At 38.9% G+C, this 26,865-nt stretch carries 20 protein-coding genes and 1 pseudogene; 6 read left to right on the top strand and 15 right to left on the bottom strand.

What is annotated here, in order from left to right; all coding sequences use genetic code 11:
- Positions 1 to 309 precede the first annotated feature (309 nt).
- Positions 310 to 483, top strand: coding sequence for a YjcZ family sporulation protein (locus tag AAHB12_RS05135; RefSeq protein WP_246040138.1), 174 nt, complete (start codon positions 310 to 312; stop codon positions 481 to 483).
- Positions 484 to 713: 230 nt separating this feature from the next.
- Here the strand turns inward: AAHB12_RS05135 and AAHB12_RS05130 are convergent, their stop codons facing one another.
- The 10 genes and pseudogenes from AAHB12_RS05130 to AAHB12_RS05085 all read right to left on the bottom strand — a co-directional run bounded on the left by AAHB12_RS05130 (position 714) and on the right by AAHB12_RS05085 (position 12,838).
- Positions 714 to 1,673 carry an aldolase catalytic domain-containing protein gene (locus AAHB12_RS05130; protein WP_129726065.1) on the bottom strand — a complete coding sequence of 320 codons (960 nt, stop codon included), beginning with the start codon at positions 1,671 to 1,673 and terminating at the stop codon, positions 714 to 716.
- Between the two features lie 899 nt (positions 1,674 to 2,572).
- Positions 2,573 to 2,824 (bottom strand): DNA alkylation repair protein, encoded by a 252-nt coding sequence (locus AAHB12_RS05125; protein WP_342044536.1) that lies wholly within the window; start codon positions 2,822 to 2,824, stop codon positions 2,573 to 2,575.
- A 291-nt stretch (positions 2,825 to 3,115) separates the two neighbouring features.
- Entirely contained in the window at positions 3,116 to 4,450 is a 1,335-nt protein-coding gene (locus tag AAHB12_RS05120; protein WP_342044535.1) for an NAD-dependent malic enzyme, read from the bottom strand.
- Positions 4,451 to 4,813: 363 nt separating this feature from the next.
- Entirely contained in the window at positions 4,814 to 5,743 is a 930-nt protein-coding gene (locus AAHB12_RS05115; protein ID WP_129726062.1) for a response regulator, read from the bottom strand.
- Positions 5,744 to 5,747: 4 nt separating this feature from the next.
- Positions 5,748 to 7,052 (bottom strand): ATP-binding protein, encoded by a 1,305-nt coding sequence (locus tag AAHB12_RS05110; RefSeq protein WP_342044534.1) that lies wholly within the window; start codon positions 7,050 to 7,052, stop codon positions 5,748 to 5,750.
- Positions 7,053 to 7,370: 318 nt separating this feature from the next.
- A pseudogene (gene aspA, locus AAHB12_RS05105) lies at positions 7,371 to 7,683 on the bottom strand (aspartate ammonia-lyase); the annotation flags it as partial.
- A gap of 36 nt (positions 7,684 to 7,719) precedes the next feature.
- Positions 7,720 to 8,991 carry a cation:dicarboxylate symporter family transporter gene (locus AAHB12_RS05100; RefSeq protein WP_129726060.1) on the bottom strand — a complete coding sequence of 424 codons (1,272 nt, stop codon included), beginning with the start codon at positions 8,989 to 8,991 and terminating at the stop codon, positions 7,720 to 7,722.
- A 572-nt stretch (positions 8,992 to 9,563) separates the two neighbouring features.
- Complete coding sequence (locus AAHB12_RS05095) at positions 9,564 to 11,537, bottom strand: patatin-like phospholipase family protein (RefSeq protein ID WP_342044533.1); 1,974 nt, start codon at positions 11,535 to 11,537, stop codon at positions 9,564 to 9,566.
- 44 nt (positions 11,538 to 11,581) lie between these two features.
- Positions 11,582 to 12,022 carry a hypothetical protein gene (locus AAHB12_RS05090; protein ID WP_342044532.1) on the bottom strand — a complete coding sequence of 147 codons (441 nt, stop codon included), beginning with the start codon at positions 12,020 to 12,022 and terminating at the stop codon, positions 11,582 to 11,584.
- A gap of 510 nt (positions 12,023 to 12,532) precedes the next feature.
- Positions 12,533 to 12,838 carry a YciI family protein gene (locus AAHB12_RS05085; RefSeq protein WP_129726057.1) on the bottom strand — a complete coding sequence of 102 codons (306 nt, stop codon included), beginning with the start codon at positions 12,836 to 12,838 and terminating at the stop codon, positions 12,533 to 12,535.
- Between the two features lie 350 nt (positions 12,839 to 13,188).
- Between AAHB12_RS05085 and AAHB12_RS05080 the strand changes: the two genes are divergently transcribed.
- The 3 genes from AAHB12_RS05080 to AAHB12_RS05070 all read left to right on the top strand — a co-directional run bounded on the left by AAHB12_RS05080 (position 13,189) and on the right by AAHB12_RS05070 (position 16,754).
- Positions 13,189 to 13,605: a DUF1284 domain-containing protein gene (locus tag AAHB12_RS05080; RefSeq protein WP_342044531.1), complete on the top strand. Its 417-nt coding sequence runs from the start codon at positions 13,189 to 13,191 to the stop codon at positions 13,603 to 13,605.
- Positions 13,606 to 13,905: 300 nt separating this feature from the next.
- A complete protein-coding gene (locus AAHB12_RS05075; protein WP_342044530.1) occupies positions 13,906 to 14,994 on the top strand; it encodes a HupE/UreJ family protein in 1,089 nt (362 codons plus the stop codon).
- Between the two features lie 119 nt (positions 14,995 to 15,113).
- Complete coding sequence (locus AAHB12_RS05070) at positions 15,114 to 16,754, top strand: bifunctional metallophosphatase/5'-nucleotidase (RefSeq protein WP_342044529.1); 1,641 nt, start codon at positions 15,114 to 15,116, stop codon at positions 16,752 to 16,754.
- A 278-nt stretch (positions 16,755 to 17,032) separates the two neighbouring features.
- Here the strand turns inward: AAHB12_RS05070 and AAHB12_RS05065 are convergent, their stop codons facing one another.
- Positions 17,033 to 17,590 (bottom strand): thioredoxin family protein, encoded by a 558-nt coding sequence (locus AAHB12_RS05065; RefSeq protein ID WP_342044528.1) that lies wholly within the window; start codon positions 17,588 to 17,590, stop codon positions 17,033 to 17,035.
- A gap of 338 nt (positions 17,591 to 17,928) precedes the next feature.
- On the opposite strand from AAHB12_RS05065, the gene AAHB12_RS05060 reads away from it, so the two are divergent.
- Together AAHB12_RS05060 and AAHB12_RS05055 are read left to right on the top strand one after the other, a co-directional pair.
- Positions 17,929 to 19,344 (top strand): PQQ-dependent sugar dehydrogenase, encoded by a 1,416-nt coding sequence (locus AAHB12_RS05060; protein WP_342044527.1) that lies wholly within the window; start codon positions 17,929 to 17,931, stop codon positions 19,342 to 19,344.
- A 573-nt stretch (positions 19,345 to 19,917) separates the two neighbouring features.
- A complete protein-coding gene (locus tag AAHB12_RS05055) occupies positions 19,918 to 21,513 on the top strand; it encodes an acetolactate synthase large subunit (RefSeq protein WP_342044526.1) in 1,596 nt (531 codons plus the stop codon).
- Between the two features lie 410 nt (positions 21,514 to 21,923).
- Here AAHB12_RS05055 and AAHB12_RS05050 read toward each other — a convergent pair whose 3' ends face one another.
- From AAHB12_RS05050 to AAHB12_RS05035, 4 genes are all read right to left on the bottom strand, one after another.
- Positions 21,924 to 22,313 carry a cupredoxin domain-containing protein gene (locus AAHB12_RS05050; protein WP_342044525.1) on the bottom strand — a complete coding sequence of 130 codons (390 nt, stop codon included), beginning with the start codon at positions 22,311 to 22,313 and terminating at the stop codon, positions 21,924 to 21,926.
- Between the two features lie 698 nt (positions 22,314 to 23,011).
- Positions 23,012 to 24,121, bottom strand: a complete 1,110-nt coding sequence (locus AAHB12_RS05045) for a Ger(x)C family spore germination protein (RefSeq protein WP_342044524.1) — start codon at positions 24,119 to 24,121, stop codon at positions 23,012 to 23,014.
- Positions 24,118 to 25,218: a GerAB/ArcD/ProY family transporter gene (locus AAHB12_RS05040; protein ID WP_342044523.1), complete on the bottom strand. Its 1,101-nt coding sequence runs from the start codon at positions 25,216 to 25,218 to the stop codon at positions 24,118 to 24,120. The genes AAHB12_RS05045 and AAHB12_RS05040 overlap by 4 nt, the downstream gene beginning before the upstream one ends.
- The gene (locus AAHB12_RS05035) at positions 25,199 to 26,743 is read right to left on the bottom strand and encodes a spore germination protein (RefSeq protein ID WP_342044522.1); all 1,545 of its coding nucleotides are present in this window, start codon (positions 26,741 to 26,743) and stop codon (positions 25,199 to 25,201) included. Before AAHB12_RS05035 ends, AAHB12_RS05040 begins: the two co-directional genes overlap by 20 nt.
- Positions 26,744 to 26,865 lie beyond the last annotated feature (122 nt).

Below are 26,865 nucleotides of genomic sequence, written 5' to 3'. Positions count from 1 at the left end.
TTATGTACAACCTGTTCTAAGCTAATAAACTACTTGCAATTCGATCTCATCTAAACTCCAAGCGCAGCTTTCGACATAAAAAATTGTCTAAAGACTTTTTGCCCAAAGAAGGAATAGACGCGCTCATATTTCCTTTGTAGGCGTATGATATATGGTATTCGTCCAGAGTACTCTTTCTTACAAAAACAAAAGTGAGGCGGTATTATTATGTATAGAGACCCAGATACACATACTTACGAAAATAACGCTCCGTACGGCAGCAACGTTCCCTATATGGAAAACATTCCCCATGTTCATCATGGTTACAGCATGCCCGTTTATGGGTACGGTCATTTCGTTGATGGCTGCGGATATGGTGGATATGACGGGTATGGCTGCCACGGTTATAGTAGCTTCTTTGCGCTTATCGTAGTGTTGTTCATCCTATTAATTATTATCGGCACTACTTGCGGTTTCGGTAAGCACAGCGAATTCGCCTGCTAGCTAAGTAAATCTGCATAAGTAGGACTCCTGCAGATTCATGCGGGAGTCTTTCATTTTGGGCCTTGGGAGCTAGACATCACCCCCGAAAACTTATACTTTCTTATCTTGGCGCAAAAAAGCTGTCCCAAAAGCCGTTCATACAAACGATCTTTTGGAAACAGCTGCTTCTTTTGCCACTCCCCATAAGTCCCTGCTCCCGTTACCTAAAGAGCTCCTTACAGCAATCCAGCTTATTTTGATGCTGAAGTTACAGCAACCTCGGGTGATGTTACCTTTTCATAAAAATCTACAAACTTGTCGCGATCTTCGCTGTTACGGTAAGCCATCGCAACACGCGGATGCTCATTTAGTACACCTGAAATCATGTAAGGGATGATATAGCCCCACTCCCACTTTTGACGCATGTCTAGCATATGCTTTTCAATTACGCCAAGAACTGGTTTCACCTCATAGCTAGGTTTTTGTATGTAGCTAACGAGAAGTTCTGTATTACAGTTACCCGCCGCACGTCCCATGCCATAAACAGACGAATCTAGGAAAGTAACCCCATTTCGGATTGCAGTTATTGTATTGGCAAATGCTAACTGCATGTTGTTATGCGTATGGACTCCAAGCTGTTTATTGGGAATCATCGCTTGGAATTTTTTCACTTGGTGCTCAATATCTGCAGGATCTAAACTTCCAAAAGAGTCAACGATATATACAACATCTACAGGACTCTTTTTCACTAGTTCAAACGCTTCAATCAGTTGATGCTCAGGCACGCTAGATAAAGCCATAATATTAAGTGAAGTCTCATACCCTAAATCATGAAACATTTGTACAAGCTCTAAGCCTTTATCCACTTCACGAATATAACACGCCACTCGAATCATATCTAACACACTTTGCTCGCGTGGGAGAATATCGTTTGAATCTACACGCCCAATATCAACTAGGGCAGATAGCTTCGTGAACTTTTTCTCAGGAATAATTTCCTTCAGGAAGTTATCGTCAAGAAATCTCCATGGATTCGGCTCAGTTGCCTTAAGAAGCCTAGCAGAATTTTTGTAGCCAATTTCCATATATTCAACACCAGCTTCACTTAAGCCATTGTACAAGTCCTGTACAAATTCGACGCTAAAGTCCCAATTGTTCACTAAGCCGCCATCACGAATGGTACAGTCTAAAATTTTACTACGATGCTCCATAATAATAACTTCCCCCTGTTTATCCTGCTTTTTAATCATATTATTTTTTAACCTTCATACTTTTATGTACTAAATTTTCGTAACTATGCTTAGCTCCTGATGCCTCCGAAGGTTTCAATCTATTTCCTAAAAGATTAGTTTATCAAAGGAAACAGATTATATCAACCCAGTTCAAAACAGTTTACATATAAAACTGTCATATACATGTCATATAGAAATACCCTAACAGTAGGATCCATTCTTTGTAAAATAAGAAATTGGAAGAAACTTGTTAGAAATCCTGACAAACAATGATACATCTCAGAAAATTAGTAGTATGATAGCCTTATAAATCACACACGAAGAAAGGAGCAAACCAACATGAAACTTTTAATGAATGCCTTCAAGAAGAATGCTCTATGTATGATTGAAATCGTTTATCTATACTTAGTATTTTTTTTCGTGGAGTTACAAACTACTATCAAAACCCCCTTAAAAAAATAAAGCCACGATCTATACAACAGTAAGCAATTCATAATCCGACTCATATAGCATTTTTATGGCCCAAACTCCATAGAATGATGGTTGGTTGTTTCCGATACAATATTTATGTATTGTAATTGAAACTAACAACACTCATGCATCTTAGCTATCAGTTATGCATGTCTGAGCTATTCTTATCATTACTTGATTCCGTTTTATATGGATTATCTGCTATCTAAAGAATTTTGTAAGCTAAGAAACTCAGGAGCGCATAGATCTACAGAGATACATGTGTAATCTATGCGCAGCAAGCAGATTTGAAAAGGACAATTTCGGTATTCATAAGAGGCATTCGTATACAAAGTATGAGAGGATATTTATCATATAGGCTGATCGGCTCTACAATCAAAAACTGAAGATCACGAGTATAAAGCATTTTAAAAGCCAGGATTGTGTTCAGCTCGCTTTATAAAAGCTATTTCGTCTTCTATTAAGCCGCAAGAACCGCATTGAACTTTATATTGTGGACCTCTATACGCTAAATGGAAAGGCTCTAACGAATCATTGGTATATTCGTTTATAACTTCTCCTGATTGAGGATCCATTTTTACTGGCTTTGCTAATTGTTCAATGATATTAAACCTTGAGCGATTTGTTTTACAATTCGGGCAAAGGTATGGTTTATTCATTAAAAGCTACCTCCTGTTATCTAATCTTATATATATTTTGTACATCCTCTTATGATTTATACAAACTATTGGTTTTTGTATTCGAAATTAAAAGCAGCATTTCTGTCTCTCACATACGAGAAACATTCTACCGTTCATTGCTGATCGATTGCGGAAGCAAAAGAACAGCAAGAAGATTGTTCCCCTTGCTGTTTTTAATGAAAAGATCAGGCCTTATCATATAAAAAGTCTTTTGCAGCCCACTCTGTCTTCCAAAGACTGCGGAAGCAGCAGTGTTTATCCTCTACCCTCTTACTTAGTTACAACTATCTCCTCATGCAGAGAAGCTACTCTTTCCACAGCCTCCGTTACCATTTTATGAACATGTAAATCTAATGGATGCGGAACCAAGTCTCCTGGTTTTGTACATGCTGCAATGGCTTCAGCTGCAGCAACTAGCATAGAATGGGTAATGTCTCTTGCTTGTGCATTTAACACACCACGAAAGATGCCTGGAAAGCCAAGAACATTGTTTACCGAGCGGCCATCCGCTGCATAAGCAGCCCCCGCTTGTAAAGCTAATTCTGGCTCAATCTCTGGTTTTGGATTAGATAAAGCTAGAATCACTTGCCCCGGACGTACCCACTGCTGCTTAATAAGTCCAGGTACACCTGTAGTCGCAATAATAATATCACAGTTGCCCATTAACGCTTCAATACTATCGAACGAACGGCCACCATAGTTCTCTAACCGTGCCTTCGCATCCTGACACTTGTCTATCCCAAATACATTAGTCACTCCATAGGCCATAAGCATTCGTGAGATTGCCAATCCTGCTGCGCCAAGGCCAATCTGTCCTACCTTCGCCTTTTTTAAGTCAATCCCGGCACTTTTACATGCTGAAATTGCTGCAGCCAAGGTAACAACCGCAGTTCCATGTTGATCATCATGCATGACTGGAATCTGCAGCTCCTTCTTAAGTCGCTCTTCAATTTCAAAACAATGCGGAGAACCAATATCTTCAAGTAGAATACCGCTAAAGCCAAGGGAAATATGCTTCACCGTACGTATAATTTCCTCTGGATCTTTCGTGTCTAGAAGAATAGGAATTCCATTAATACCTGCTAATTGATCGAAAAGAACAGCTTTCCCTTCCATAACTGGCATTCCAGCAACAGGACCGATGTCCCCAAGACCAAGAATTGCAGTCCCGTCTGTAACAATGGCTACGGAGTTGCCGATACTCGTATAAATTTTTGCCTTATCCGGCTCTTGTTCAATGATTCGGCAAACATTTGCCACACCTGGAGTATACACTCGTCTTAAATCAGCCAGAGATTGAAGGGCTACTTTGCTTTTCATTTGAATTTTTCCTCCTTCATGTGCATGAAGGACCTCATCTGAGATGGCGTGAAGCCGAATACCTCCTCCTAATCGGAAAAGAGAGTTCTCCAGTTCCTCTATTTGCCCCTCGTGATCAACTTGAACAGTAATATTACGGATCGTGTAATTAGGACCGACCTTTATCGTTTCAATTTCTCCTATATCTCCTCCGGCCAAACCGATTATCGTTGCTACTTTCCCAAGACTGCCAGGGATAGAAGGCGTTTCGATCATCAAAGTCCGAATAAGTTGTTTGTTAGTCATAATTTACTTCCCTCCAAGTTTATATCAGTTATTGTATTTTTTCAGAAATAGTCGCCTACTCGTAATATACGGATTGAAATACGCAGAACCACAGAACCCTACAAAATCTAACAAAAGTATTTTGATCCAAAATATAATACTTCCGTTAGTGGAGCCCTCTATCAGATAAAATAAAGAAAACTCACCGATTGGCGAACTGTCAGGCGAAGACAGAGGCGTAGCTGCCCTTATACCTTATCCCTAAAATTTCTCACTACATCGAATGGTCTCCTAGCTAGAAATTTATCCTTTCCTACAATGTAAAAAGGCCACTAAGAATACGTTCTTAGCGGCTTTATTTTCTAATGAATATGGGTGTATCCGTTATTCCTCGGAAACGAGGCGTTTCGATTCAAAATAGAGAATTTGAATAAATTTCTTCGTATTGACCCGTGTACTAGAAGAGGCTTTGGAGTTCTTCTGTAACTCTGTCATCTTCTGGCGCACAATTGTAAAATCAAAGAACTTAGAGGCATAGTTTTCGAACTTGGCATTCAAAAAATCTGCTAAACCAAGTGACGCTAAATGATTTAACGATTGATAAATGGCTCTTCGTACACGTTGTTCAGAAGCCTTTACCTCCCGATTAATATCAACTTGCGATGCAGATGCCCCCATTTTTTTCAAGGTGATTTGAACGAAAATCTCTTTAAGAGGTGGAAATTGCTGTTCAAATGGATGATGTTGTTCATATTGATTTAGATATTGCAAAATATCCAGCAAATCCTTACTTCCACTTTCACCAACAATTCCTAATTCAGATAAAAGAAATTCCCCAGCTGTTGTAATACTGCTTTGCTTCCAAGCTTGTGTTATTTCCTGCTTCGGCTGCTGAAGGTTCAGTACGTTTGTTAATGTTTTTTGAATATCAAAGATAGATTTTTCTAAGTGGATTCGCTCAATGACATTCCGGATAATCGTTAGCACTTCAACTCGGTTGATTGGCTTTGTAATATAATACTCTACACCAAGTGAATAGGCTTCTCCAATCAATTCTTTTGATTCCACTTGTGAAATCATAATAATTTTACCCGCAAATTTCCCACGCAGTGAGCGAATTGTTTCAATTCCATCACGATTCGGCATTAACAAATCAATAAAGAGAATATCCACATACTTTAAAACTATTAAATTTTCGTCCAATACTGAGCCATCTTCAGCTTCTCCTACAACATCACCCAGATTCTCATCTTCGATTATTTGCGCCAACATGGAACGATGCACTTCATCATCATCTATTAGGTAAAAATGCATAGAATCACCTTCTTTCAACTAGGCTATACGCTGGGATTTTTATTATGAAGGAAGCTCCGGAATGCTTCAAACTATCTTGCAGCGTAACCACGCCCCCCAGCTCCTCTGTAAGTTCTTTTACATACGAAAGACCAATACCTGTTGATGCTATACCTGTTTCATCGTATTTGGAAGTAAATCCAGGCTTGAAGATTAAACTTCTTTGTTTTTCAGGAACACCGGGACCGTCATCCTCCACTTGAAAGCTTACAAATTGACCTTCCTTTGTTACACAAATGGTTATTGTTCCTTTATCCTTAATGGCTTCTACCGCATTAACCACTACATTATTTATTAACGATAAAACAAGATACACATGGTAATCTTGATGCCCGCCCTCTATCCGATATCGAAATTCAATTTTCTTACCTAATGAACTGGCATATGTTTCATTTGTTCGGATAATAAGCGGAACAAGCTCATATATATTCATATAATCCACAAATTTCTCATCTACAATCACCTTGGAAAGCCCTGCAAAAATTCTTTGGTTATCCTTTTTTATTTCATGTACTTCTCCAGCAATCCGCAAGGCCCTTTTGCTGAATTCCTCTAAAGGAAGCCCTGGATAATGTCTTACTTGATTCAAGTCTCGATATAAATCGTACGATGTTTTCATAATACTTTCAGCGTTTTGCAATACTTTTTTTAAATGAACAGCTTCTTCATATAAATTAGATAAAAGCATTAATAATTGCTGATTTTTTTGACGAATTTGCCACTCCCTTAATTGCCCTTCATATAACTTCATCATACTAAAAAAGGAAAGCACGAAAAAGCTGCGAAAAATAGCGATTACAAAAATTTGGAGTAGCTTTGACGGCGTAAGAAAATTTCCAACAGCCATATGCCCAAACACAAGTTCAGTTAAACTGGCTATGATTTCAATGGTAATTCCCAGTACCCCGATAATCCAAGGACGCTGATGGAACTGACTCATTTTTAATATATAAAAAAGAAGCGCATACATTACATAATAAAGGGCAGCAGGATAGCGCATTTGGCTAGAAACTACAAAATCGAAATGATCTTGTGTCAGCCAGTCTAACCCAACCCGAAAGAAAAAAGTAGATACTGCTGTACAAACGCCGGTTATAACCGATGAAAAGTTCCGCAATAGGAGCAAAGAAAAGAAAAAAATAGGTGTACCTAGACTAACACGAAACGCATCATGAAAAGGGTAAAACTTCAACTCTCCTGCCAACGGAACGGCAACTATAGCAAATAATAAAATATATACATCATTTTTAAAAAATTGGTTGATTCGCAAGTATTTCACTTCCCACATTTGTAGCATATAAACCTAAACAACGAATCTGACAAAGGTATATACTTCCCCCTATCAGATTCGTTTTCAATTTGCATGAGCAGCTTTCTGTCTCTCCAAGAACCGCTTTGTCCATCTATTTATAAGATAAAGACACCAACACCTTGGCTGCAGACGCGTAGCAGCCATACAAATAAGTAAACTAAGTTAGGCTTAAAAAGTATACAATGTTGAAAGCGGAAAAACAACTTCTACTCATAGCATTCGTATCTATCCAGATATCTATGCGGCTCTTCTCATTTTCAAAAGGCTTCTTTGACATTACTCCCTGTCAAAAAGCATCACACCAGCAATGCCTGGCTTTGTCATTTCGTAAGGATTTAAAAATAAGGTCCAACTCTTCCTCCGTTAACACGTCATACTGCAAGCATAATTCACGTACTGGTTTACCTGTTAAAATAGCTTCTCTTGCAATACAGGCTGCCACTTCATATCCAATATGAGGATTAACAATAGTAATGATACCGACACTTTTTTCAACGTATTCTTTTAGATGGTCTGTATTTGCTTCAATCCCTATCAAACAATAATCTGTAAATGCACGAAATGCATTATTCATCATACTGATCGATCTGTCATGATGCTATTTTCCTCCCTATATCCAATACACTTATGCTACATCTGACTCTTTAAATGAAGCTATATAATGCTTTGCTTTCTCCTTGTCAAATTCACCTTCCCATTTTGACATCACAATTGCCGCCAATGAATTCCCGATCACATTTACCGCTGTTCGAATCATATCCAAAATACGGTCAATACCGGCAATGAAAGCAACTCCTTCTAGAGGAAGCCCCATAGCGCCAAGCGTTGTAAGAATAACTACAAACGACGCACCTGGAACACCGGCCATTCCTTTTGAAGTAAGCATTAGTACCAATAATAGTGTAATTTGCTGCATAATGGATAGGTCAATGCCATACATTTGTGCAACAAAAAGAGAAGCGAGAGCTTGATAAATAGATGAACCATCTAGGTTAAATGTATATCCTACTGGAATCACAAAAGAGGTAATGGATTTTGGACACCCAAACTTCTCCATCTTATCCATAATTCTTGGTAAAACAGCTTCAGAGCTGGCTGTTGTAAATGCTAGGATCAACTCATCTTTTAATACCTTCATCAGAAGAAAAACGCTTGTCCCAGACAGTTTCGCAATTACCCCAAGAACAACAACTACAAAAATAATCATTGTTACATAAACAGCCAATACTAATTTCCCTAGAGGAATTAACGAAGCTGCGCCAAACTTAGCAACGTTCACGCCAATGAGCGCAAATACTCCAAATGGAGCAAATTTCATAACGACATTTGTTACCCAAAACATTGCCTCTAATACACCTTCAAAAAATGCCAGCACTGGCTTTCCTTTTTCCCCTACCGCTGCAATCCCTAAGCCAAAAAAAACAGAAAAGAAAATAACTGGAAGCAAGTCACCTTGAGCAATAGATTCAAATATATTCTTCGGAACAAGATGAACAATAATATCCGCTACATTTGGATTTTCCGTTGCCTTCATTGTTTCTTCATACTTGGAAATATCACTTTCCTGAAGTTTGTTCATATTCAAACCCGTGCCTGGTTGGAATAGGTTTGCCGCCAATAATCCGATTGCAATCGCAACTGTTGTAACCACTTCAAAATAAAGGATACTCTTACCGCCTAATTTCCCTAACTTTTTAATGTCACCAACACCAGCTATTGACACGATTAATGCAGAAATAACAATTGGGATAACGATCATCTTAATGAGATGAATAAAAACATCGCCAATCGGTGCTATAACGGCAACCGCTCCTTCATTACCATGAAAAGCGACACCTACACCAATCCCAAGTACAAGTGCAATAAAAATTTGTGTGGCTAAACCAAACCTTTTCATGAAAACTCCCCCTCTATTTTTTTACCCCTGTTTTATCTGTTTGTTAGAATATGTTACAAGTTATGTTATCACTCTACAAGTAAACCTACATAATCCCACAAAAAACTACAAAAAGTCTAAAATTAAAATTTCATTTAATTATGATATAATAGTAGACTTCTAGTCGATTCTATCGTGAGTTTTCACGTCACCATAAACACCAATAACGTTCTCCTATCCACATCTCCGTAACCGCTTTCATAAAAATGCCCCCTTCTGTTTTTGATAAACCCGGTTTGTTACAGGCTGTACTCTTACTCTATAAGCCGACCTACACAATCACACAAAAAACTACAAAAATCTAAAATTAAAATTTTCATAATAATTTCATTTTAATATCTTTATAAAATGAAACAAATTAAAAAGCATGCTTCCGCTATTGAACCGGACTCATGCCTAGAAAGCATTCTGATATTCCTGTCTAACTTTTGCGGTCAACCCAAAAGGTTCCTCTCCCGTTCCTCCCTAGCATATTGTATAGAAGATAAGAATTGTCCTTTTCATCCAATCATTCCTTAGTCAAAAACCACAGCTTATTTAGAAATGGGATATCCTTTACTGCTCTGCTTTTTTGCTTTCTTCTCTTCTTTCTTAATTAATTCATGAAGGTTACCCAAGGTGCCGTACCGATTGAATAACGGAGTACAAATCCAAAGATACAGACGAATTATGATACTGGTAAGTGCAAGAACGATTGTCTTAAACCTTTCAGTATGTATTTGCAGAAGACGAGCAACTCCCTTGATGACTTTGTTTCCATAATAGAAATCCACTGCTATCAAAATCAGGAGCAAGATGATTCCAACAAATAACCCCGCGGCGGAGACTGGCACTTCTTTAGGAATTTTTGAAATGCCTAACTCAAGCCTTTCATTAGGGATAAGATTATTAAGTACCTTTTTTATATCTAATCCCAAAAAACTACTTTGTAAAATATTATCTATATGCTCCTGTAAGGATATTGTAAATATGGATATGTGTAAAGCTGCAAGTCTCCAATATATCCAGACCAACAAAGCTATTGCTGCCATTCCGGTCATAATGGACGCCTCTTTACTCAAAAGAAGTGTTTTGCCAATTTTTCTCTCGCCAACACTCAGTATACGTAAGAACGCATCACTTGGTTTTTCCAGTTGGCTGAGCAAAGTTTCATTTTGAAAGCTCCATTTTTGATTAGAAATAGGTGATTCTTTCGCATTAAAATAAGCTAACATCGGTTCAATTTCTGCTTGCATCATATTGTAACCAGCGTTCATTAAAGAAAATGCCTCTACATCCGAAAAGCTATCTAAATGTGTACGTAAATTGGAGAGCTTCAATTGAACCAGTGGATGTATGCCAAAATCCTTTTCACCGATATTTTCGCAACCATCCATTTCTTCTTGTTTTCTAGATTCAACACTTTCCTTAAAATTAACAAAGGGCTTCTCTTCGACAGCAAGACCTTTTCTTAAATGTATATATACCAATCTTGATTCCTCATGCTTTTCTATCACTCGATACATTTGCTCTTCCCGCAATCGTTTTCCTAAAATGGAAAATGATCTGCTAAAAGCTTGTGCCGCGTGAGGGCTTGGCTCTAATTCATCATCCATTTGTCCTGATGCATCACTAACGATCATATGTGTACACCCGGCGTCCAGCAATCCCTGTACGCCTTGATTGTCATAGACACCTCCATCCACTAATTGTATACGCATATCCTCATACATGCCGCTCACCGCCACCGGCACGAACACACCCGGTACTGCAGACGAAGCCGCTACAGCATAGCCAAGTTCAAATTCACGCAAGCGGTCAACAGGGATTTTAGAATAACTATCCGCTCGCATTAGCCGTGAATTTTTGTCAATATCCAATTCACGCAGCCGCTGATCATAGTCGCTTGGCCGCGTATCGCCCATACGTACTGCCTCAAAACGCCAATTGCTCCCCGTATTCAGTACCGTCGTGTTCAGCAGAAGTACAGGCACCTTTGCATTTTGCAAAAGGTTATTATGTTGATCTGGTTGAAAAGGCATAGGAAGCTCACGTTTAGATTTAGGAGTGATGAGCAATTCATGCATTTTGACCATCCCTTTATTCTGCAGACTATCCCTTTGAATTAGAGGTCTATACAGATATTCGTCATACAGCTCACCGATCCGGTCACTACGTGAGTAGTCTGGACTTAGCATACGGATGTTGTCAGAAAATGTCTGAAACGTACGGGCAAATAAGTTACTTTGGATCACTTTCCTAAATCGCACTTCTATCTGCCTTACAATATTGACATAGTCTTCTTCTGTTATTTCTTCATTTACCTTTGTTTCTAGCAGCTGCTTCACATGTAAATAATACATAGCACCAATAATGGATCCACCCGAAACTGTAGAGATTACCTCGATATTCTTTAACAGACTGCGGTCAGCAAGCTGCGCAAGGACCCCGATATGATACAACGCAGCCCGAAAGCCTCCTCCCGATAATGCCAATCCAAGCTTGCAGCCTTGTGCGGTTTTCCCCATGTTTACACCTCCAATATTTAAAATGTACTGTATCTCTATCGAGTCTAGTATAGGTAGAGACTTAAAAGAATTATTTTCCTCCTAAGCTGTTGGTTTTTGATATGCAATTCCTTCACTAAAGCCTTTTGCTCTTCATTTTTTTGTAAAAGAAAACGAAACGCTAATCCCATTGTTCCAAATAAAATAAGTGCCACTATATATTGAAGGAACAACTCTGCGGCTGGTTTGCCAATTACAAAAATACATAATGGCAATATTGAAATTCCTGCCGCTGCCCACCATTGTGTTCGCGTTGCAGAGAGAAAAGCAATCGATAAAATCGGGATCCACATAAAATCAATTACATAAGCTGAATAATTGGTAACCCAAACAAATAAACTCCCGGTTAAAATAAGCTCTGACAAAATAAAGCCAGAGGATGATATCCTATTCGGAAGATGAAAGAGTTGCGGAATAATGTAGGAAGCAGTAAACCAGATAACCATCCAATATTGTTCATTTGGCCTGAAAGGAGCCGTGGAAATAATAATAAAAAGATTTATTATGTACCAGCACAACCGAAAAAATACAAGACTATAATCTATCCAATGCCAGCTGCACTTTAAATAAAGGGTCACCATCGCACCTCTCTTTCTGCTTATATGATTCTATTGTATCAGAGAGATAATTGGAGGAAAATTCCCCCTCCTAAAAATGAAAAAACTAAGCGTAAGTCCCCTTTACTAGACCCTATGCTTAGCCATTTCCTTACTCCTATTTTTGTCTCTAAGTCCAGCCGGTTATCCAAATCGCACCCATCAAGAAATCGTACTAAATCTGCTCTCGGAGTTTTGATGGCTTCAGGCGCCGCCATATGCTCTACATATTAGAGATTTGCCGTTTTCTAAATTTGCACGCAAAAAAGAAATAGTGATCCTAATCGGTTATCAGCTCCATACAAAACAACTATTTCTTCCTCTCTTCATCATCAGGAAGCTTAGCCTTAGTGAACCTCTTCAATCATAAAGTTCCATAAATGTGGATGCTACTCTGCAAGGCTGTATTTCTATTTTCTGCCACACATTCCCCACAACATAAGGTTCAACCTTCAGCCAATTATCCAAATCTTCTCTTGATGGATAATCTACGATCATCATTGATCCTATCATTTTTCCTTCATCATTAAGGATCGCTGCACCATACAAATGCTGTCCTTCTTTAAATCTTCTTTCGACGGATTTTAAATGTTCTTCCCTTGCCATTAATCTTCTGTCAATTGCCTTTTCATCAGTGCCGTCATAAGCTGTAACTATGTATTGCATATATCCCTTCTCCTTTTACTAAATTTGTCCATTTTGAAATCTTTATTCACTATTATGTTTCCTGTATTCATTTTGAATATTGTAGCTATATATTTACCGTCGATTAAGCTAGTCTAAGACATTATGCAGTTCGCAGTAAAATACTATTGTTTAACTCGTTCATTATACATAAATCTCCTTTTTTAATCTATTCCATTATCGTGCTCCTATTCGTTACACAAGGAACAATGGCTATGGTATTTAAGTTTTTTATACAAATGTGATATGTTAGAAGGAATCATACGTGTTAACTAATAATATTCTTTAGTTAACTCTTAAATGTAATTGAACGTGTAAACTGGGGGAGACATATGTATAAGCTGCGCGGTCATCATCTTTTTTGCCTTATAGGCTATCGGGGAATGGGCTATTCCGAAGAATATGTGGAAAATATGACATATTTGCATCAAACCTTGAGAGATAACCCTACAACGTTAATTCAGCTTGTAAAGGGACCCGATCAATTGTGTGAAAAATACCCCAACTCAGGTAAATACCACTGCCAAGACGACAATATTTATGAAAGGGATGCCCTTATTTTAGAGAAAATGGGGCTTAAAATCGGAAAAATTTTAAGTTGGAACGACATTGAGTCGTGTATCCAAAAGTTTGTCACCCCCTCTGATATTCAAATTGTATGTGAAACTTGTTCCTGGCGTTCATATGGAGTTTGTGAGGAAGGTATTCAAGAGATTCATGAAGGGAAGGGCTTAAGGAAACTTAGATAAGCCCTTCCCCTTTTTTATTCGTAATTCCGTTTTGCTCTTGATCAAACTACATAGGAATAAATTAACTATTAATCTCATATGTTTTTTCCGTGCTGCTCAAAATAGCTTGCCGAAGACTTGTGCCGTAATTAGCAAAATGAAGGCCCCGAGCAAGATTGATCTTGTCGAACAACTCAATTCCGAACTATGAGAACCTATTTTTCCTATGAATGATTATTCTCTTCTTCTAAGTTCACTCTTTCTCATATTACTAACATGTTAATCTTTTCATTTATTGAGTAAGTCTTAGGAGGACTCACATTGAAAAGAATATATTTACTGCTTATCTCGATTATCATCTTTCTGGGATTTTTCTGTTTATCCTCCAATAGCTATAGAGCGTTCGCACATGCCGGAAGCTACGGCTTTGCCAAAATCGTATCGGACGGAGATAGTGTAAAAATCAGCCTCCTTATCGATTCGTTATCCATCACCGAATTCCCCGGCGTGGATACCAATCATGATGAGATAGTCGATCAAGACGAATTGAAAAACGCCTACGGTAAGGTAATCCGTCCCTACATTGAAAAAGGCTTGATAGTGAAAAATAACGGTCGCATTTTGCCTATGACCCATGTAGCTCAATCGGTCCCCCAACTAGCAATGATTCAGATAGATTTATTATTTAAGGATTCTGCAAAGATTGGAACAGTGTCAATCCTTTATAATTTGTTTTTTGAACGGTCCGAAAACAAGCATACGAATGTAGCCACTTTCCAATCGTTAGATGGAAAATCATTCGAGTATATATTTTCTAAAGATAAAAATTTGTGGACAGGGACATTTGGGCAAGCCCCAGGATTTTTTGACACAGCTCGGCAGTTTATTCAGCTTGGACTCAAACATATCTTAACCGGGTACGACCATATCTTGTTTTTGCTTGCCCTCTTATTAGTAAAAATGAATTTTCGAAGCATGGTGACCGTCGTCACCTCCTTTACTTTTGCGCACAGCATCACGCTCATGCTAGCAGCCTTTGACGTAGTGTCCCCGCCTTCCCGTTTTGTTGAAGCAACGATTGCTCTCACCATCTGTTACGTGGCGCTGGAAAATCTTTTCTCGAAGGATCATCAGCATCGGTGGGCTTTAACGCTTGCCTTTGGATTGGTTCACGGATTTGGTTTTGCCGGAGTTCTGCAGGAGATTGGGTTGCCTAAAAATCATGAACTCACTGCACTGCTTACATTCAACCTTGGAGTTGAATTGGGGCAATTGCTTATTGTGGTTTGCATCTACCCTATGTTGCGAAAAGTGGAAAATTTTCATTGGTGGCCGAAAACTGTACAGATCGCTTCCATCCTTGTAGGGCTTGCGGGAACGTATTGGTTTGTGATGCGTGTTTTCACCTGAAATTGATCACTAATCAATTATATATTTAACTGAATATTAATGGTAAAATTAACCATTTTTAACAATTCCTCCTTATGCTAAAGTAGTAGCCTAGTAGAAGATTAGGAGGAGAGAACTGAGTGAGAGGAACTTCGAATTGGAACGCACTGAAAAAAGCAGTCCCTGCTTTTGTTCTTACGACCACATTAGCTGCGGGTTTTATTTTGGCCTTCGGGAATTCTAAAACGATAGGCGCACCCAAATACACCGAGAATGATAAGAACCGTTTCATTCAAGTACAATTACTCGGCATTAACGATTTGCATGGACAATTGGAAATGACCCGTAAATTTAACGGAAGGTATGTAGGCAAAGTGGAATATCTCGCTGCCTATCTGCAGCAAAGGAAAAAGGAAAACAAAAATACCCTTTTGGTCCATGCAGGTGACATGGTTGGCGGTAGCGCACCTGTATCTTCGCTGCTGCAAGAGGAACCGACGATTGAAGTGTTGAACAAAATGGGCTTTGATTTAGGAACATTAGGGAATCACGAATTCGATCGAGGAGTAGCAGAAATGATGCGGCTCATCCACGGCGGGACCAACCCGAAAACAGGATACTTTGAAGGGGCTCAATTCCCTTATATATGCGCGAACGTCATTGACGAAAACACGGGTAAGCCGATCCTTCCTCCCTTTGAAATTAAAAAAATTAATGGCATACCGATTGGATTTATCGGCGTTGTACTAAGCGATACACCCAAGATCGTGCCTCCCAGTGAATTAGCAGGAGTGAAATTCACAGATGAAGTGCAGGCCATTAACCAAACGGTTACAGAACTCAAAAAACAAGGCGTTAAAGCTATTGTCGTACTTGCGCACAATGGCGGCAGTCAGTCTACCCCGAATGGTGCCGCTACCGGGGAAATCATTGATATGGCTAAAAAGATAGATGATGAAGTAGACGTGATCTTCACTGGTCATACCCACACATATCTTAACACAGAAGTAGACGGAAAGCTGCTTGTTCAAGCGTATTCTTACGCAACAGCTTTCTCCGACGTCGACCTGGAGATTGATCCGGCAACTAAAGATATCGTAACCAAAAAAGCTGAAATTGTGACCGTCTATCAGGACGCCATTAAACCGGATGAGGAAATCAAGGAAATGATGAAAAAGTACGAAGCCCAAGTCACTCCTACCGTTAATAAAGTCGTTGGAACGGCTGTAACCGACATTACCGGCACTCGGAATAAAAACGGTGAATCCGCTTTGGGGAATCTGATTGCCGATTCTCAACGAACAGCCATGAATTCTGACTTCGCTTTTATGAACCCTAGTGGAATTCGAGCAGACATCACAGCTGGGGAAGTCACCTGGGGAGAGTTGTTCACCATTCAACCATTTAAAGAAAATCTCGTGCAATTGACTTTGACCGGCGATCAAATCCGACATCTCTTGAATCAACAATGGCAGCAGCAGGGAAGAGTTCGTATGCTACAAATTTCCGGCTTGAAATACACCTGGGACGGAACTAGAGATCGTGGAAACAAGGTCATTGATATCTTCCGCACTGACGGGACCCCTATAGATCCTAAAGCAAAATATACTGTTACAGTAAACAGCTACCTAGCTAACGGCGGTGACGATTTCACTGTTTTACGTGAAGGAACAGACAAAGTGGACGGTCCGTTTGACATCGATGTGTTTGAAAATTATGTAAGACAGCTGAAGCAACCATTTACTTCGCTGATTGAAGAACGGGTCAAGAAAATTCAATAACCAAACGTTAGGAGAGCTGTTATATTTTTAAACCGCTGGAAGCAGAGCATTCAATGACCTGTAAAAATGTTATACAATCATAAAAAGTTATCCTGTTGCAAAGCACCGTTCCTATTTATGCGGAACGGTGCTTTTATATTTGTGGGCGTAAAACCACAATCCCTTTAGGTTCGTGGTAATTCACAGCCCCTAGGAAATGTTCATTACAGACGACCGTGCAGGGAGCAAGAACATTCCAGTTGTATATTGATTATTTCTGAAGGAAAATCTTCTTTAATTTACTTGAGAATAGGCAATACGGTCTCTCTAAAACTATCGTAAACATGTGACCAAAGAGTTGGATCTTCTACATATCTTTTCCTTAAAGAACCAAATATTTCTTTTTGTTTTTCTGGAAAAGAAGGATCCTCTTTCGGTGGTAGTGTTGCACGAAGCTCATCAACTATTTGCTGAACCTCAGGTGCACGGGGTCCCCATTTGCCTAGCAGATGTCCTTGATTATTGAATAACAAAATAATCGGGATTGCGCGTCCACCATTGGTTAAATGACGATCAATCAAATCTGTATCTGCATCTCGTAATGCAACACGCATCTCAGTATTTGCAGCTTCAGCCAATTTGCGAATAATAGGATTAATCATCATCGCATCTCCACACCAGTCTTCTGTAATAGTTAAGAAATGAAGACGATGTTGTTTTAATTTTTCCACAAACCCATCTGTGGGCAGTTGAAATTGCTCATAAACAGCAAGACTTTCTTCTTTTAATGAGCTCATCTCATTCATATAATCCTGAATTGACTTTCCTTCTTCAAAATAATCTTGTTCTGTTTTCATGTAGACACCTCTTTCATTCTCATTTTTATTTTTATCTTACTGCTGATGGCTATGAATTGCAAAAATGCAAGCTTGCTACCCACTTACATATCCCCTACTGCAATCCCTTGTTAGATTCCGCAGCCCTCATTTGGTACTAATAGAACCGCTCTAATCATATTCTTATAAAGGAAACTCGTCGACTGGCGAGCCCTACTTTTGGGCGAAGACAGAGACAGAGGCGTAGTCCTACTTATACTTTATCCCTAAAATTTCCCACTACGTCGAATTGTCTTTTAGCTAGAAATTTATACTTTCTTAAAGAATAAAAGAAAACAATAGAGGGAGTGTAAAGTTAGTTGATAAAAGTTAAGGTTAGTTTACGCCCTATTGTAAATAGGATAAATTTACCCACTGTTTTGAAAACAACTATACTTCCAGGGGACTCAATTGAAAGATTATTTATTGCAACCCAGGTAGGAGAGATCTTTTATATAGGAAATGGGGATATTAGGACTTTTTTAGATATTCGCCCACAAATCATAAAACTAGGTGGTTCTGGTGGTGGTTATGATGAGCGAGGATTGCTAGGGCTAGCGTTTCATCCTAAATTTTATTATAACGGTCTGTTTTATCTTCATTATTCAGTAGCTGGAACACAGGGTCCAGGCGCTCTTCCTGAATCTTCTAACCCTAACCCGTGTGACCCCGAAACTTTAAATCGAAGGTGGATAAATAGAGAAACTCAATATGATCATATTGATACAGTTGAAGAATGGATTTTACAATCGAATGGTCAACCTCTAAAACGACGGACATTACTTAACTTAAGAAGACCATTTTCTAATCATAATGGTGTCAATAGCTTAAACTTTTCACCTGAAACAGGAAAGCTTGTTTTAACAACCGGAGATGGCGGATCAGGCTATGATCCATTTAATTTAAGCCAGGATGACATGGAAATAGCCGGTAAAATAATTGAGATTGATGTAGATAGGAATACATCTGTCTATAATCCACCCGTAGTCACACGTTTCAATGAACTTCCCGCACCTATTCAGGAAACCCTTACGGTAATTGCCAAAGGGGTTCGCAATATACCAGGGATTTCATTTCAAAGGTCTTATAATCAGTATATTAAATATGTGGGAAATGTCGGACAGGATTTGGTAGAGTCAATTTTTTCATTCGTTCATTATAAACCAATACCGGTTACTCAGCTTATTCAGGCTTCTTCAATGAGATTTGAACCTGACCAAGAAGGATTTATTAACTTTGGTTGGCGGGGGTGGGAAGGTGCTTTTCCTACTTCGATTATAAGGGGCTGTTCTGCAAATCAGACTTTGGATGAGAAAACAATTGCTTATTATAATGAAGCAATTAAAACTTCAGTGAAACGGATTCAGCCTTTAACCAGTTATTTCCACAATGATCCCCGACCCGATAAATTTGGAGGAACGGCACTTACAGGAGTCCAGCCATATATGGGGAAAGGAATCCCCGCTTTAACAGGAAGCGTTTTGTTTACCGATCTTGCCCGGAAGGAAGAATCTCAAACTCCGGTTAGAGGGGTTTTAGCTTATACAAGGGCAAGAACAGATTGTAAACTAAATGATTTTAGTGTGATTGAAACCGATTATGATTTTGGGTCCCAATCTGCTTATTATGTTAATCTAGGAACGAATCTAGAGCAAACCAGATTATATTTAGGGGTTTATGGCTCTATGAAAGTAACTGATTTTAACCAAGGTACTGTTTTTGAAATTGCTCCATGAAAAGACACTGAGCTTCCTCAGTGTCTTTTTGGATTAACTGTTTATAAATAATTGATTAGTCGTTGACCGAATGATGGTCAATCCTCTTAAACACTAAAGGTCATTCTAGCCCTATTCTCTTCAGAGGGTTTTCCGCCGGCCCCTCCCTTACATCACCATTTACCGAAACCCCCGAACCACGACGAGGACAATCCCATGTGAATACAACTGGAGTCGACAAGATGTAAGTATCCTTTCTCATCTCTGTATGCACAAGCCCTTGCTCCGTTTACATTGACAACAGCGCCTTCATCGATACTGACATCTCTGGGGTTCTATAAATAATTCCTATTTTTCCACCAATGAGATGTTTCGCCACATCCGCATTTGTTTTGATAAAGTTCTTAATACTTGGCTCAGCATGGCTACCAGCTTTACACCAACACAAAATGCATGTCCCAGCACCTAGAAAAATATTTTCCCTTCCTTACTGATTATAAGTGAATTGGCTCAAACTACTTAGGGAGAGAAAGCTATGACGCTCTATCTTATTCATGTAATGCTTTAACAAACATCGCCTTAAAGGAGGACAATATGAAAGCAACAGATGTATTCGTTCAATGTTTAGAAGCGGAGGGAGTCGAATATATTTTTGGAATAGTTGGTACAGAAACCCTTGATTTAGTTCATTCCTTATCCCACTCAAAGCAAATTCAGTTTGTAAATGTTAGACATGAGCAAGGAGCTGCTTTTATGGCAGATGTATACGGGCGACTATCAGGTAAGCCGGGAGTATGTCTAGCAACACTAGGGCCCGGAGCTACCAATTTAGTAACTGGTATTGCAAGTTCAAATCTAGACCACTCCCCTGTTGTAGCATTAATGGGGCAAGCCCCCTTCGAAAGACAGCATAAAGACTCGCACCAATTCGTCGATCTTGTAAAAATATTTGAGCCCGTTACAAAATGGTCCATTCAAGTAAAAGACGCACAAACAATCCCTGAAATCATTCGAAAATCCTTTAAAACAGCAAGCATGGAGAAGCCGGGTCCCGTCGCAATCGTATTACCGGAGAATTTGGCTACACAAATGATTACCAGTAAGCCTTTGCCGATCACTCCTCTACCGGTAAATATCCCTATCCAGGAAGCCCTAGAAAGTGCCCGTGCGCTTATTGATCAACATAAGAGACCTTTTGTAATAATTGGTAACGGAGTATTAAGGCAAGGAGCTATGGATGAACTGAAAGCCTTTATAGAACGGCTCCAATCACCTGTTATCCATAGCTATATGGCAAAAGGTGTATTGCCAAAAGATCACCCTCTTAACTTCTTTACATTTGGATTCAATGAAGCGGATAAAGCAGTATCCAGCATACAGGAGGCTGATTTATTGATTGTCATTGGCTTTGACTTTGTAGAGAAGCTGCCAAAGGAGTGGAATAAAAAAAGAATACCAGTTCTACATATTGACACATTGCCAGCCGAGGTGGATGAATATTATCCCGTTGAAATTGAGTTAGTTGGGGATGTAAAGCAGACCCTTCGAGCCCTTCATACACTTGATATCCCAGCTAAACCATGGGTTCCATCTGGAAATCTTCGAGAACAAATCAAACAATCCTATCACATCAAGGAAAAACAAAAAGAGACAGATGACCTGCCACTTACAATTGAACATGTTCTACATAGTATTGAAGCACTCTCTTTAGAAAAAACGATTGTCCTTTCTGATGTAGGGGCTCATAAAGTATCCATCGCCCGCACCTATCAGCCAAAACAGCCAAATGGACTCATTATATCAAATGGTCTAGCTTCGATGGGAATCGCTTTACCAGGCTCCATTGGTGCAAAATTGGCTCGTCCAGATGCCAAAGTCATTTGCATCACCGGAGATGGCGGGGCGTTGATGAATATTGCCGAAATCGAAACCGCCAAGCGCTTAGGACTCTCGTTCATTATTCTTGTACTCAATGACGGTATGTTAAAAATTGAAGAACAGATGATGGACAAAAAATTTGGAGCCAGCTACGGAGTAACGTTCCAAAACCCGGACTTCGTCCAATTGGCAACCAGTTTTGGAATCAAAGGAAGACGAGCGAAACATATAGCAGAATTTGAAAGCATCCTGAAAGAGGCTCTGGAATGTTCAAGGGAGATCGTTTTAATTGACGTTGTAATACAAAATTGATTGTAGTGGCTATTTTAGTTGGATTGGAATAAGGAGCGCTCCCTTTAAGTACTTAGAAATAGATGCTTTTTCTAGGAGGAGGACTATGCGTCCTATAAGAGCATAGTCTTCCCCTCCAGCTATCCGCTTCATTTACTTTGTATCACCTTCGGCAGTAAGGACTTTGTTTTGTGATGCAAACTGATCCAATGATACCAGCCTTATAATGATGTTGGGACTTAAATACGCAAGTTACTGTTGCCTATTAAAGAAAACTCGCCGACTGGCAAGCTCTGCTCTTGGACGAAGACAGAGGCGTAGTTGTACTTACACTGGATTCCTAAAATTTCCGGCTACGTCGAATTCGCACCTATCTGGAAGCTTATACTTTCCTACAATGTAAAAAAGCAAGGCCCCCTTGGCCCTGCTCGTTATTTCACTATTACCTTTCCAACCATTCCTTCCTGGAAATGGTACCGACATATCAGTTCATATGTACCGGGCTTTTCCGGTTTCACGGTAATAGTTTTTTCTTTTCCCGGCTGGACTTCGGCGTCAATTCCGAGCTTTTCCACTGTGAAGGTGTGTTCCTTCCTACCTTCGTTTTTCAGTACCAACGTTGTCGTTCCTCCATTGGGAATAGTGATGGCTTTTGGATTAAAGTAATCATCATTCAACTTGACTTCAATCATTTTCGCCGTCTCCATAGGCTGTGTTACAACACTGGATTCAGCAAATACGCTGAGTGAGCCTGAAGTTGTCACAACTACAATCATCGCAAGCAAAACGACTAATCCTGTTAATAACTTTTTCACAGACATTCGCAACCCTCCTTTCTGGTTACTATTTTTTTCTAATATGTTAAATATTATCACTATAAATTGGGTTCCAGTGTACTTTCAAATAGTAACTCCTTTATCCTCTCCGTTTAAGAATACTTAGCACTTTTGTCCTTCCTCTTCCTTATATTTTTATTAACATATTGCTTGTTTTTAAATAACTATAAAATTATTATGTTAACTATAAGTATCTTCAAAATAACATCAATGGCTAGATTTAGCTTAAATACAGTTTGAGAAGACACTTACAAAAATAAGGTTAGTGGCGAACTTGGTAGTGAAATACCGTTGGATGGTAAAACTGCATCAAATATATCAACTTTAACAACAAAATCGTATGAAAACTGATAAAAAGAGCCTTCATACCAACTAAATCAACTGCAACTCTTATAATCCTATTCGTCCCTTTACCTTGACAGGATGGAGGTCGCTGGTTCTAATCCAATGAGGAGATTGATAATCTATGATCTAGGTTTAGCAGGTAGGACCCAATAGAGAAACTCCAGGAAGAATATTGAAGAATTACATGTAGCCCCATTCTACACCACAAAACCCTCGATAACTCCTACTGGAACTGTCGAGGGCTGAAAAGTCTGTACGTTCCTTATGAAACTCTCATGTCTCTCTTATAGAACCGCCGTATACCGAACGGTACGTGGAGGCGAGGGTTAGATCCCCCGTTACTTGACAATACCGTGTGAGATGATTTCAACATCCACATTAGTATCAAATTTTATGTTTCTAAAATAATCCCTTTTATCCTGAGTTTTCCAAGTTTTTGGGGAAAACGCCATCAATCTCCTCCCTATTCCAAATGTATCACAATCTCCCTGCTGTAGTTTTGTTATAACCCGTTTCGCGTCTTTTGTGAGCTCTTTTGATAATACCTTGTTTAGTCGTTCTATTTGCTTTGGGATATCTCCTTTTGGATATTCTTCCACGTTTACCTTTAATTCTAAATTTAGCTTAGCAGAAACCTTTCCATTTTTTACTTGAACCCTTAGTTTTCTTTTCATATGTTGCACATTAAAAGCAATGTAATTATTTAATTTGTTCTGCTTTTCGCTACTCACTTGTTTTGTAAATCGTGCGTATTTTCCTTTTTTGTTTTTCAATAAGAGCAGGAGGGTTGAATCTTCCGGTGCTAGATTTCCCGAATATTTTCTTTCATTCATTAGGGCAAGTCCAATCACTACCGCACTTTTCTTATTGTTCATTTTAAGATATGGCAGGACAATATCTTCTCCCGGATCCAGCATCTCTGAAGCAAGTGTCTGGAGCGTTTCATTTGGAATAATCGAGTTTTCTTCTGCGCTAGTTAGAGCGTCTTGTATATATTCGCTTACGTTTGTCTCATGCTTCGGCTTTATATTAAGCAAATCAAGTGCTTCTCCCTCTACAACCCCTAGTGTGGCCCCTAGTGAATTTCTCGGATCTCTCCAAAGAACATCTAATGAAGGATAAATATCGGTAGCAGCCATCCGTTCACCAAACAGGACTAATTTATTCTTGGATGTATCTAATATTCCAGATATTTCTTGGGCGATTTTTTGCCGGCTATCTCTTGGTGTATGACCTTTTGCAGAAAATGTTTCACTTTTTACCAAGGCTTGCGGTCCCCCGGAGGGCTCGTCGATAATGGGGATGGAGACCCCTAATAAAAATTCATCATCATCTGATAAATCATAACTTAGAGCCTGTACCAATACCGCATTTTTCATCAAGTGCTGGTCCCAACATCCAGCAAGTAATAAACAAAGAAGTAAAAAGATAGGCAGTTTACCATTCATGCCTTATTCACCTCTTCTTTTCTCGACAAAACAAGTGAAAGTATTAATAAAAATACAGGTATTATGACAATAAAAATATAGTGAGTTGGCCCAAGAAATTGATCAAATTTTTCAAAGTCCCTTTCCCGATCAAGAAAAAGAACCAAAACTAGATTGATTCCTGCTACAACTGGCAGGAACGGGGCATAGTGTTTTTTTCTAACAAGGCTGGCCAAACCCATTGCAGATAATAATAGCCAGTTCGCAATGGAAGTAGCAACGACTATGAGCCATAGTGATAAGAAAAATAAGTCCGTCCTTTCCAGAACCTGAAACGAATATGCTTTAATCATATATAATAATGGCTCTGGAGTCAGTGCGATATCAGTAGTGGTTTCAAAATAGACAAGGCTGGCAAACACCAGAAAGGTATAATAGAATGTGACAAAAATATTTGCTGTTGTAATGGCTTTAAGCTTATCCTTCCCGGAAGATTGCACAAATGGATGGATAAATAGAAAAAGTTCAAAGCCTAACATGGAGAAGGCTACTTCTTTTGAACCTTTAAATATCGTTTGAATGCTATTACCACCTATTGGAAAGATATATAAGAAGTTCGCATCTTTCATGCTATACGAAATCAACACTATGAGTATAATCAGGATTGGAGATACAAGTACATAGAATCTTGCTATACTCGTTAAACCCTCATTAACGATGTAAATGCAGGTTAATAGTATTAAAAGCATAGTAATCCAATTAGGAGTCCGCGGTAAAATCCATTTATCTAAGATATCACTATATCTTGCTAAAACTAAGCTCCCTGTCACCGTAAAATATAGTACATAACTGAGAGTGAATAACTTCCCGACGACTCCCCCTAGTATATTCGGGAGTATTTGGTACAGAGATAAGGAAGGAAATCTTCTGCAAAGTCCCCACATGGCCCAGATAATCACCTGTGTGATGCCCCCTGCTATTAAAGTGGAAATCCAGCCATCCTGTTTGGCAACTAATGCCACATTATGTGGCAAAGATAGTATCCCTACACCTATTTGGGCTTGGATAATCATAAAGACAAGCTGTTTGCTCGTGATTTTATTTTTGCTTTTTTCCATTAAACTTCCACCCCCTTGCCAAAGATTGTCTATCCAGTGTGTTCGGTTTTGAATCGAGTGGACGTGTATTGAATTTCCAGATAGGTAAACGGATAAAAGTATCTTTCATGTCCTTTAATCGAAACGGAGCCCAAGGTGCAAAGTACGGGGTGCCAAATGATTCTAGTCTGCATAAATGAGCTAAAATAATTATAGTTCCAAAGACAATCCCTACAAATCCAAATGTTGAAGCAAGAACCATAAGGGGAAAACGTAAAAATCGAACAGCATCGCTCATTGCAGTTGTAGGAATGCTGTATGCTGCAACTGCTGTTATGGCAACAACAACAATCATTGTATTCGAAATTAGACCTGCACGGACAACCGCATCACCAATAACAAGCCCTCCAACAATACTAATGGTTTGTCCTATTCTTGATGGAAGCCGTACCCCCGCTTCTCGAATCAGCTCAATTGTCAATTCCATAACAAGTGCTTCAATTAAAGGTGGGAATGGTATATTTCTAATTGAACTTATTACAGGGAGAACTAAATCATCAGGCAGTACTTCGAAATGAAAACCAATTATCGCAATGTAAACAGCAGGTAAATTAATTGCAATAAGAATGCTCAAGAATCTTAAGGAACGAATAAACGATCCAATCATCCAGCGTGAATTATAATCATCAGGCGAATGGAAGAACGCAAAAAACGTGACTGGTATAAGTAAACAAGAAGACTTCCCCTCGAGGAAAACTGCCACTCTTCCTTCATTCAAATGACCTACAACACGATCTACTCTCTCTGTATATAAAATTTGCGGAAAGGGTGACCATGTTGAATCTTCAATCAATTCCTGAAGAAATCCAAAACTGGGTATATAATCTATAGAGATACGATTAATCCTCCGTTTGAATTCTTTGATTAATTCTTTATTTGCAAGGTCTTTCCTATAAACAAGGGATATTTTGGATTGAATCTGGTCACCCACTGATACATGCTCCAATCTTAGATTTGGAGTTTTTATAGCTTTCCTAATTAAATGGAGATTTGTCATAAGATTTTCAACAAAACCTTCATGAGATCCCTGAATCACTTGTTCATTATCAGGTTCCGTGATAGACCGATCTTTTGAAATGGCAACCTCCAGTATGTAAAATCCTTGGACACCATCAAAGAACATAATACACGACCCATTTAAAAGTTCATTTTGAGCTTTGATGAGGTTATCTGATTTCGTAAAAGTAGATTTCAGTACATCTGCGAACAGTACGCCATCCGCTTCCATAACAGGTTTTAAAATATTCTCTTGAATCTTTTCGTAGTCTGCCATTGTATCTAAGAAAACAAGAATTCCACGGTTATTTCCTACATTTAATTCCTTAATTTTTAAATCATGTGAGCTAGAAAAGGTTTGTTTAAAGAAAGAAGTATTATCATCTATTGTATGGAATACCTCTTTAAAAGATTGAGATACCTGATTGGAAGACTTGGTTTTGAAATCCCTTTTTATGAAGCTTTTGAAAATAAGAGAAATGAGTTTCATTTTTTTTGCTCCATTATCATAATGTTTCCATTACTTTTCCCCACAAAATGTATAACTATGTATTATAGATGTCCCTATCCACTTGGATACTTTTTTCTTTTTAGGCTTTTTAAAAAAGAAGC

The sequence above is a fragment of the Bacillus sp. OTU530 genome (assembly GCF_038440375.1).
The sequence above is the reverse complement of the archived record's forward strand: the minus strand, read 5'-3'. Positions and strand labels throughout refer to the sequence as shown.

Bases quoted from the DNA above. Each gene is read 5' to 3' on its own strand.
- AAHB12_RS05135 (WP_246040138.1), top strand. From the start codon at position 310: ATGCCCGTTTATGGGTACGGTCATTTCGTTGATGGCTGCGGATATGGT.
- AAHB12_RS05130 (WP_129726065.1), bottom strand. From the start codon at position 1,673: ATGGAGCATCGTAGTAAAATTTTAGACTGTACCATTCGTGATGGCGGC.
- AAHB12_RS05125 (WP_342044536.1), bottom strand. From the start codon at position 2,824: ATGAATAAACCATACCTTTGCCCGAATTGTAAAACAAATCGCTCAAGG.
- AAHB12_RS05120 (WP_342044535.1), bottom strand. From the start codon at position 4,450: ATGACTAACAAACAACTTATTCGGACTTTGATGATCGAAACGCCTTCT.
- AAHB12_RS05115 (WP_129726062.1), bottom strand. From the start codon at position 5,743: ATGCATTTTTACCTAATAGATGATGATGAAGTGCATCGTTCCATGTTG.
- AAHB12_RS05100 (WP_129726060.1), bottom strand. From the start codon at position 8,991: ATGAAAAGGTTTGGTTTAGCCACACAAATTTTTATTGCACTTGTACTT.
- AAHB12_RS05095 (WP_342044533.1), bottom strand. From the start codon at position 11,537: ATGGGGAAAACCGCACAAGGCTGCAAGCTTGGATTGGCATTATCGGGA.
- AAHB12_RS05090 (WP_342044532.1), bottom strand. From the start codon at position 12,022: ATGGTTATCTGGTTTACTGCTTCCTACATTATTCCGCAACTCTTTCAT.
- AAHB12_RS05085 (WP_129726057.1), bottom strand. From the start codon at position 12,838: ATGCAATACATAGTTACAGCTTATGACGGCACTGATGAAAAGGCAATT.
- AAHB12_RS05080 (WP_342044531.1), top strand. From the start codon at position 13,189: ATGTATAAGCTGCGCGGTCATCATCTTTTTTGCCTTATAGGCTATCGG.
- AAHB12_RS05065 (WP_342044528.1), bottom strand. From the start codon at position 17,590: ATGAAAACAGAACAAGATTATTTTGAAGAAGGAAAGTCAATTCAGGAT.
- AAHB12_RS05055 (WP_342044526.1), top strand. From the start codon at position 19,918: ATGAAAGCAACAGATGTATTCGTTCAATGTTTAGAAGCGGAGGGAGTC.
- AAHB12_RS05050 (WP_342044525.1), bottom strand. From the start codon at position 22,313: ATGTCTGTGAAAAAGTTATTAACAGGATTAGTCGTTTTGCTTGCGATG.
- AAHB12_RS05045 (WP_342044524.1), bottom strand. From the start codon at position 24,121: ATGAATGGTAAACTGCCTATCTTTTTACTTCTTTGTTTATTACTTGCT.
- AAHB12_RS05040 (WP_342044523.1), bottom strand. From the start codon at position 25,218: ATGGAAAAAAGCAAAAATAAAATCACGAGCAAACAGCTTGTCTTTATG.
- AAHB12_RS05035 (WP_342044522.1), bottom strand. From the start codon at position 26,743: ATGAAACTCATTTCTCTTATTTTCAAAAGCTTCATAAAAAGGGATTTC.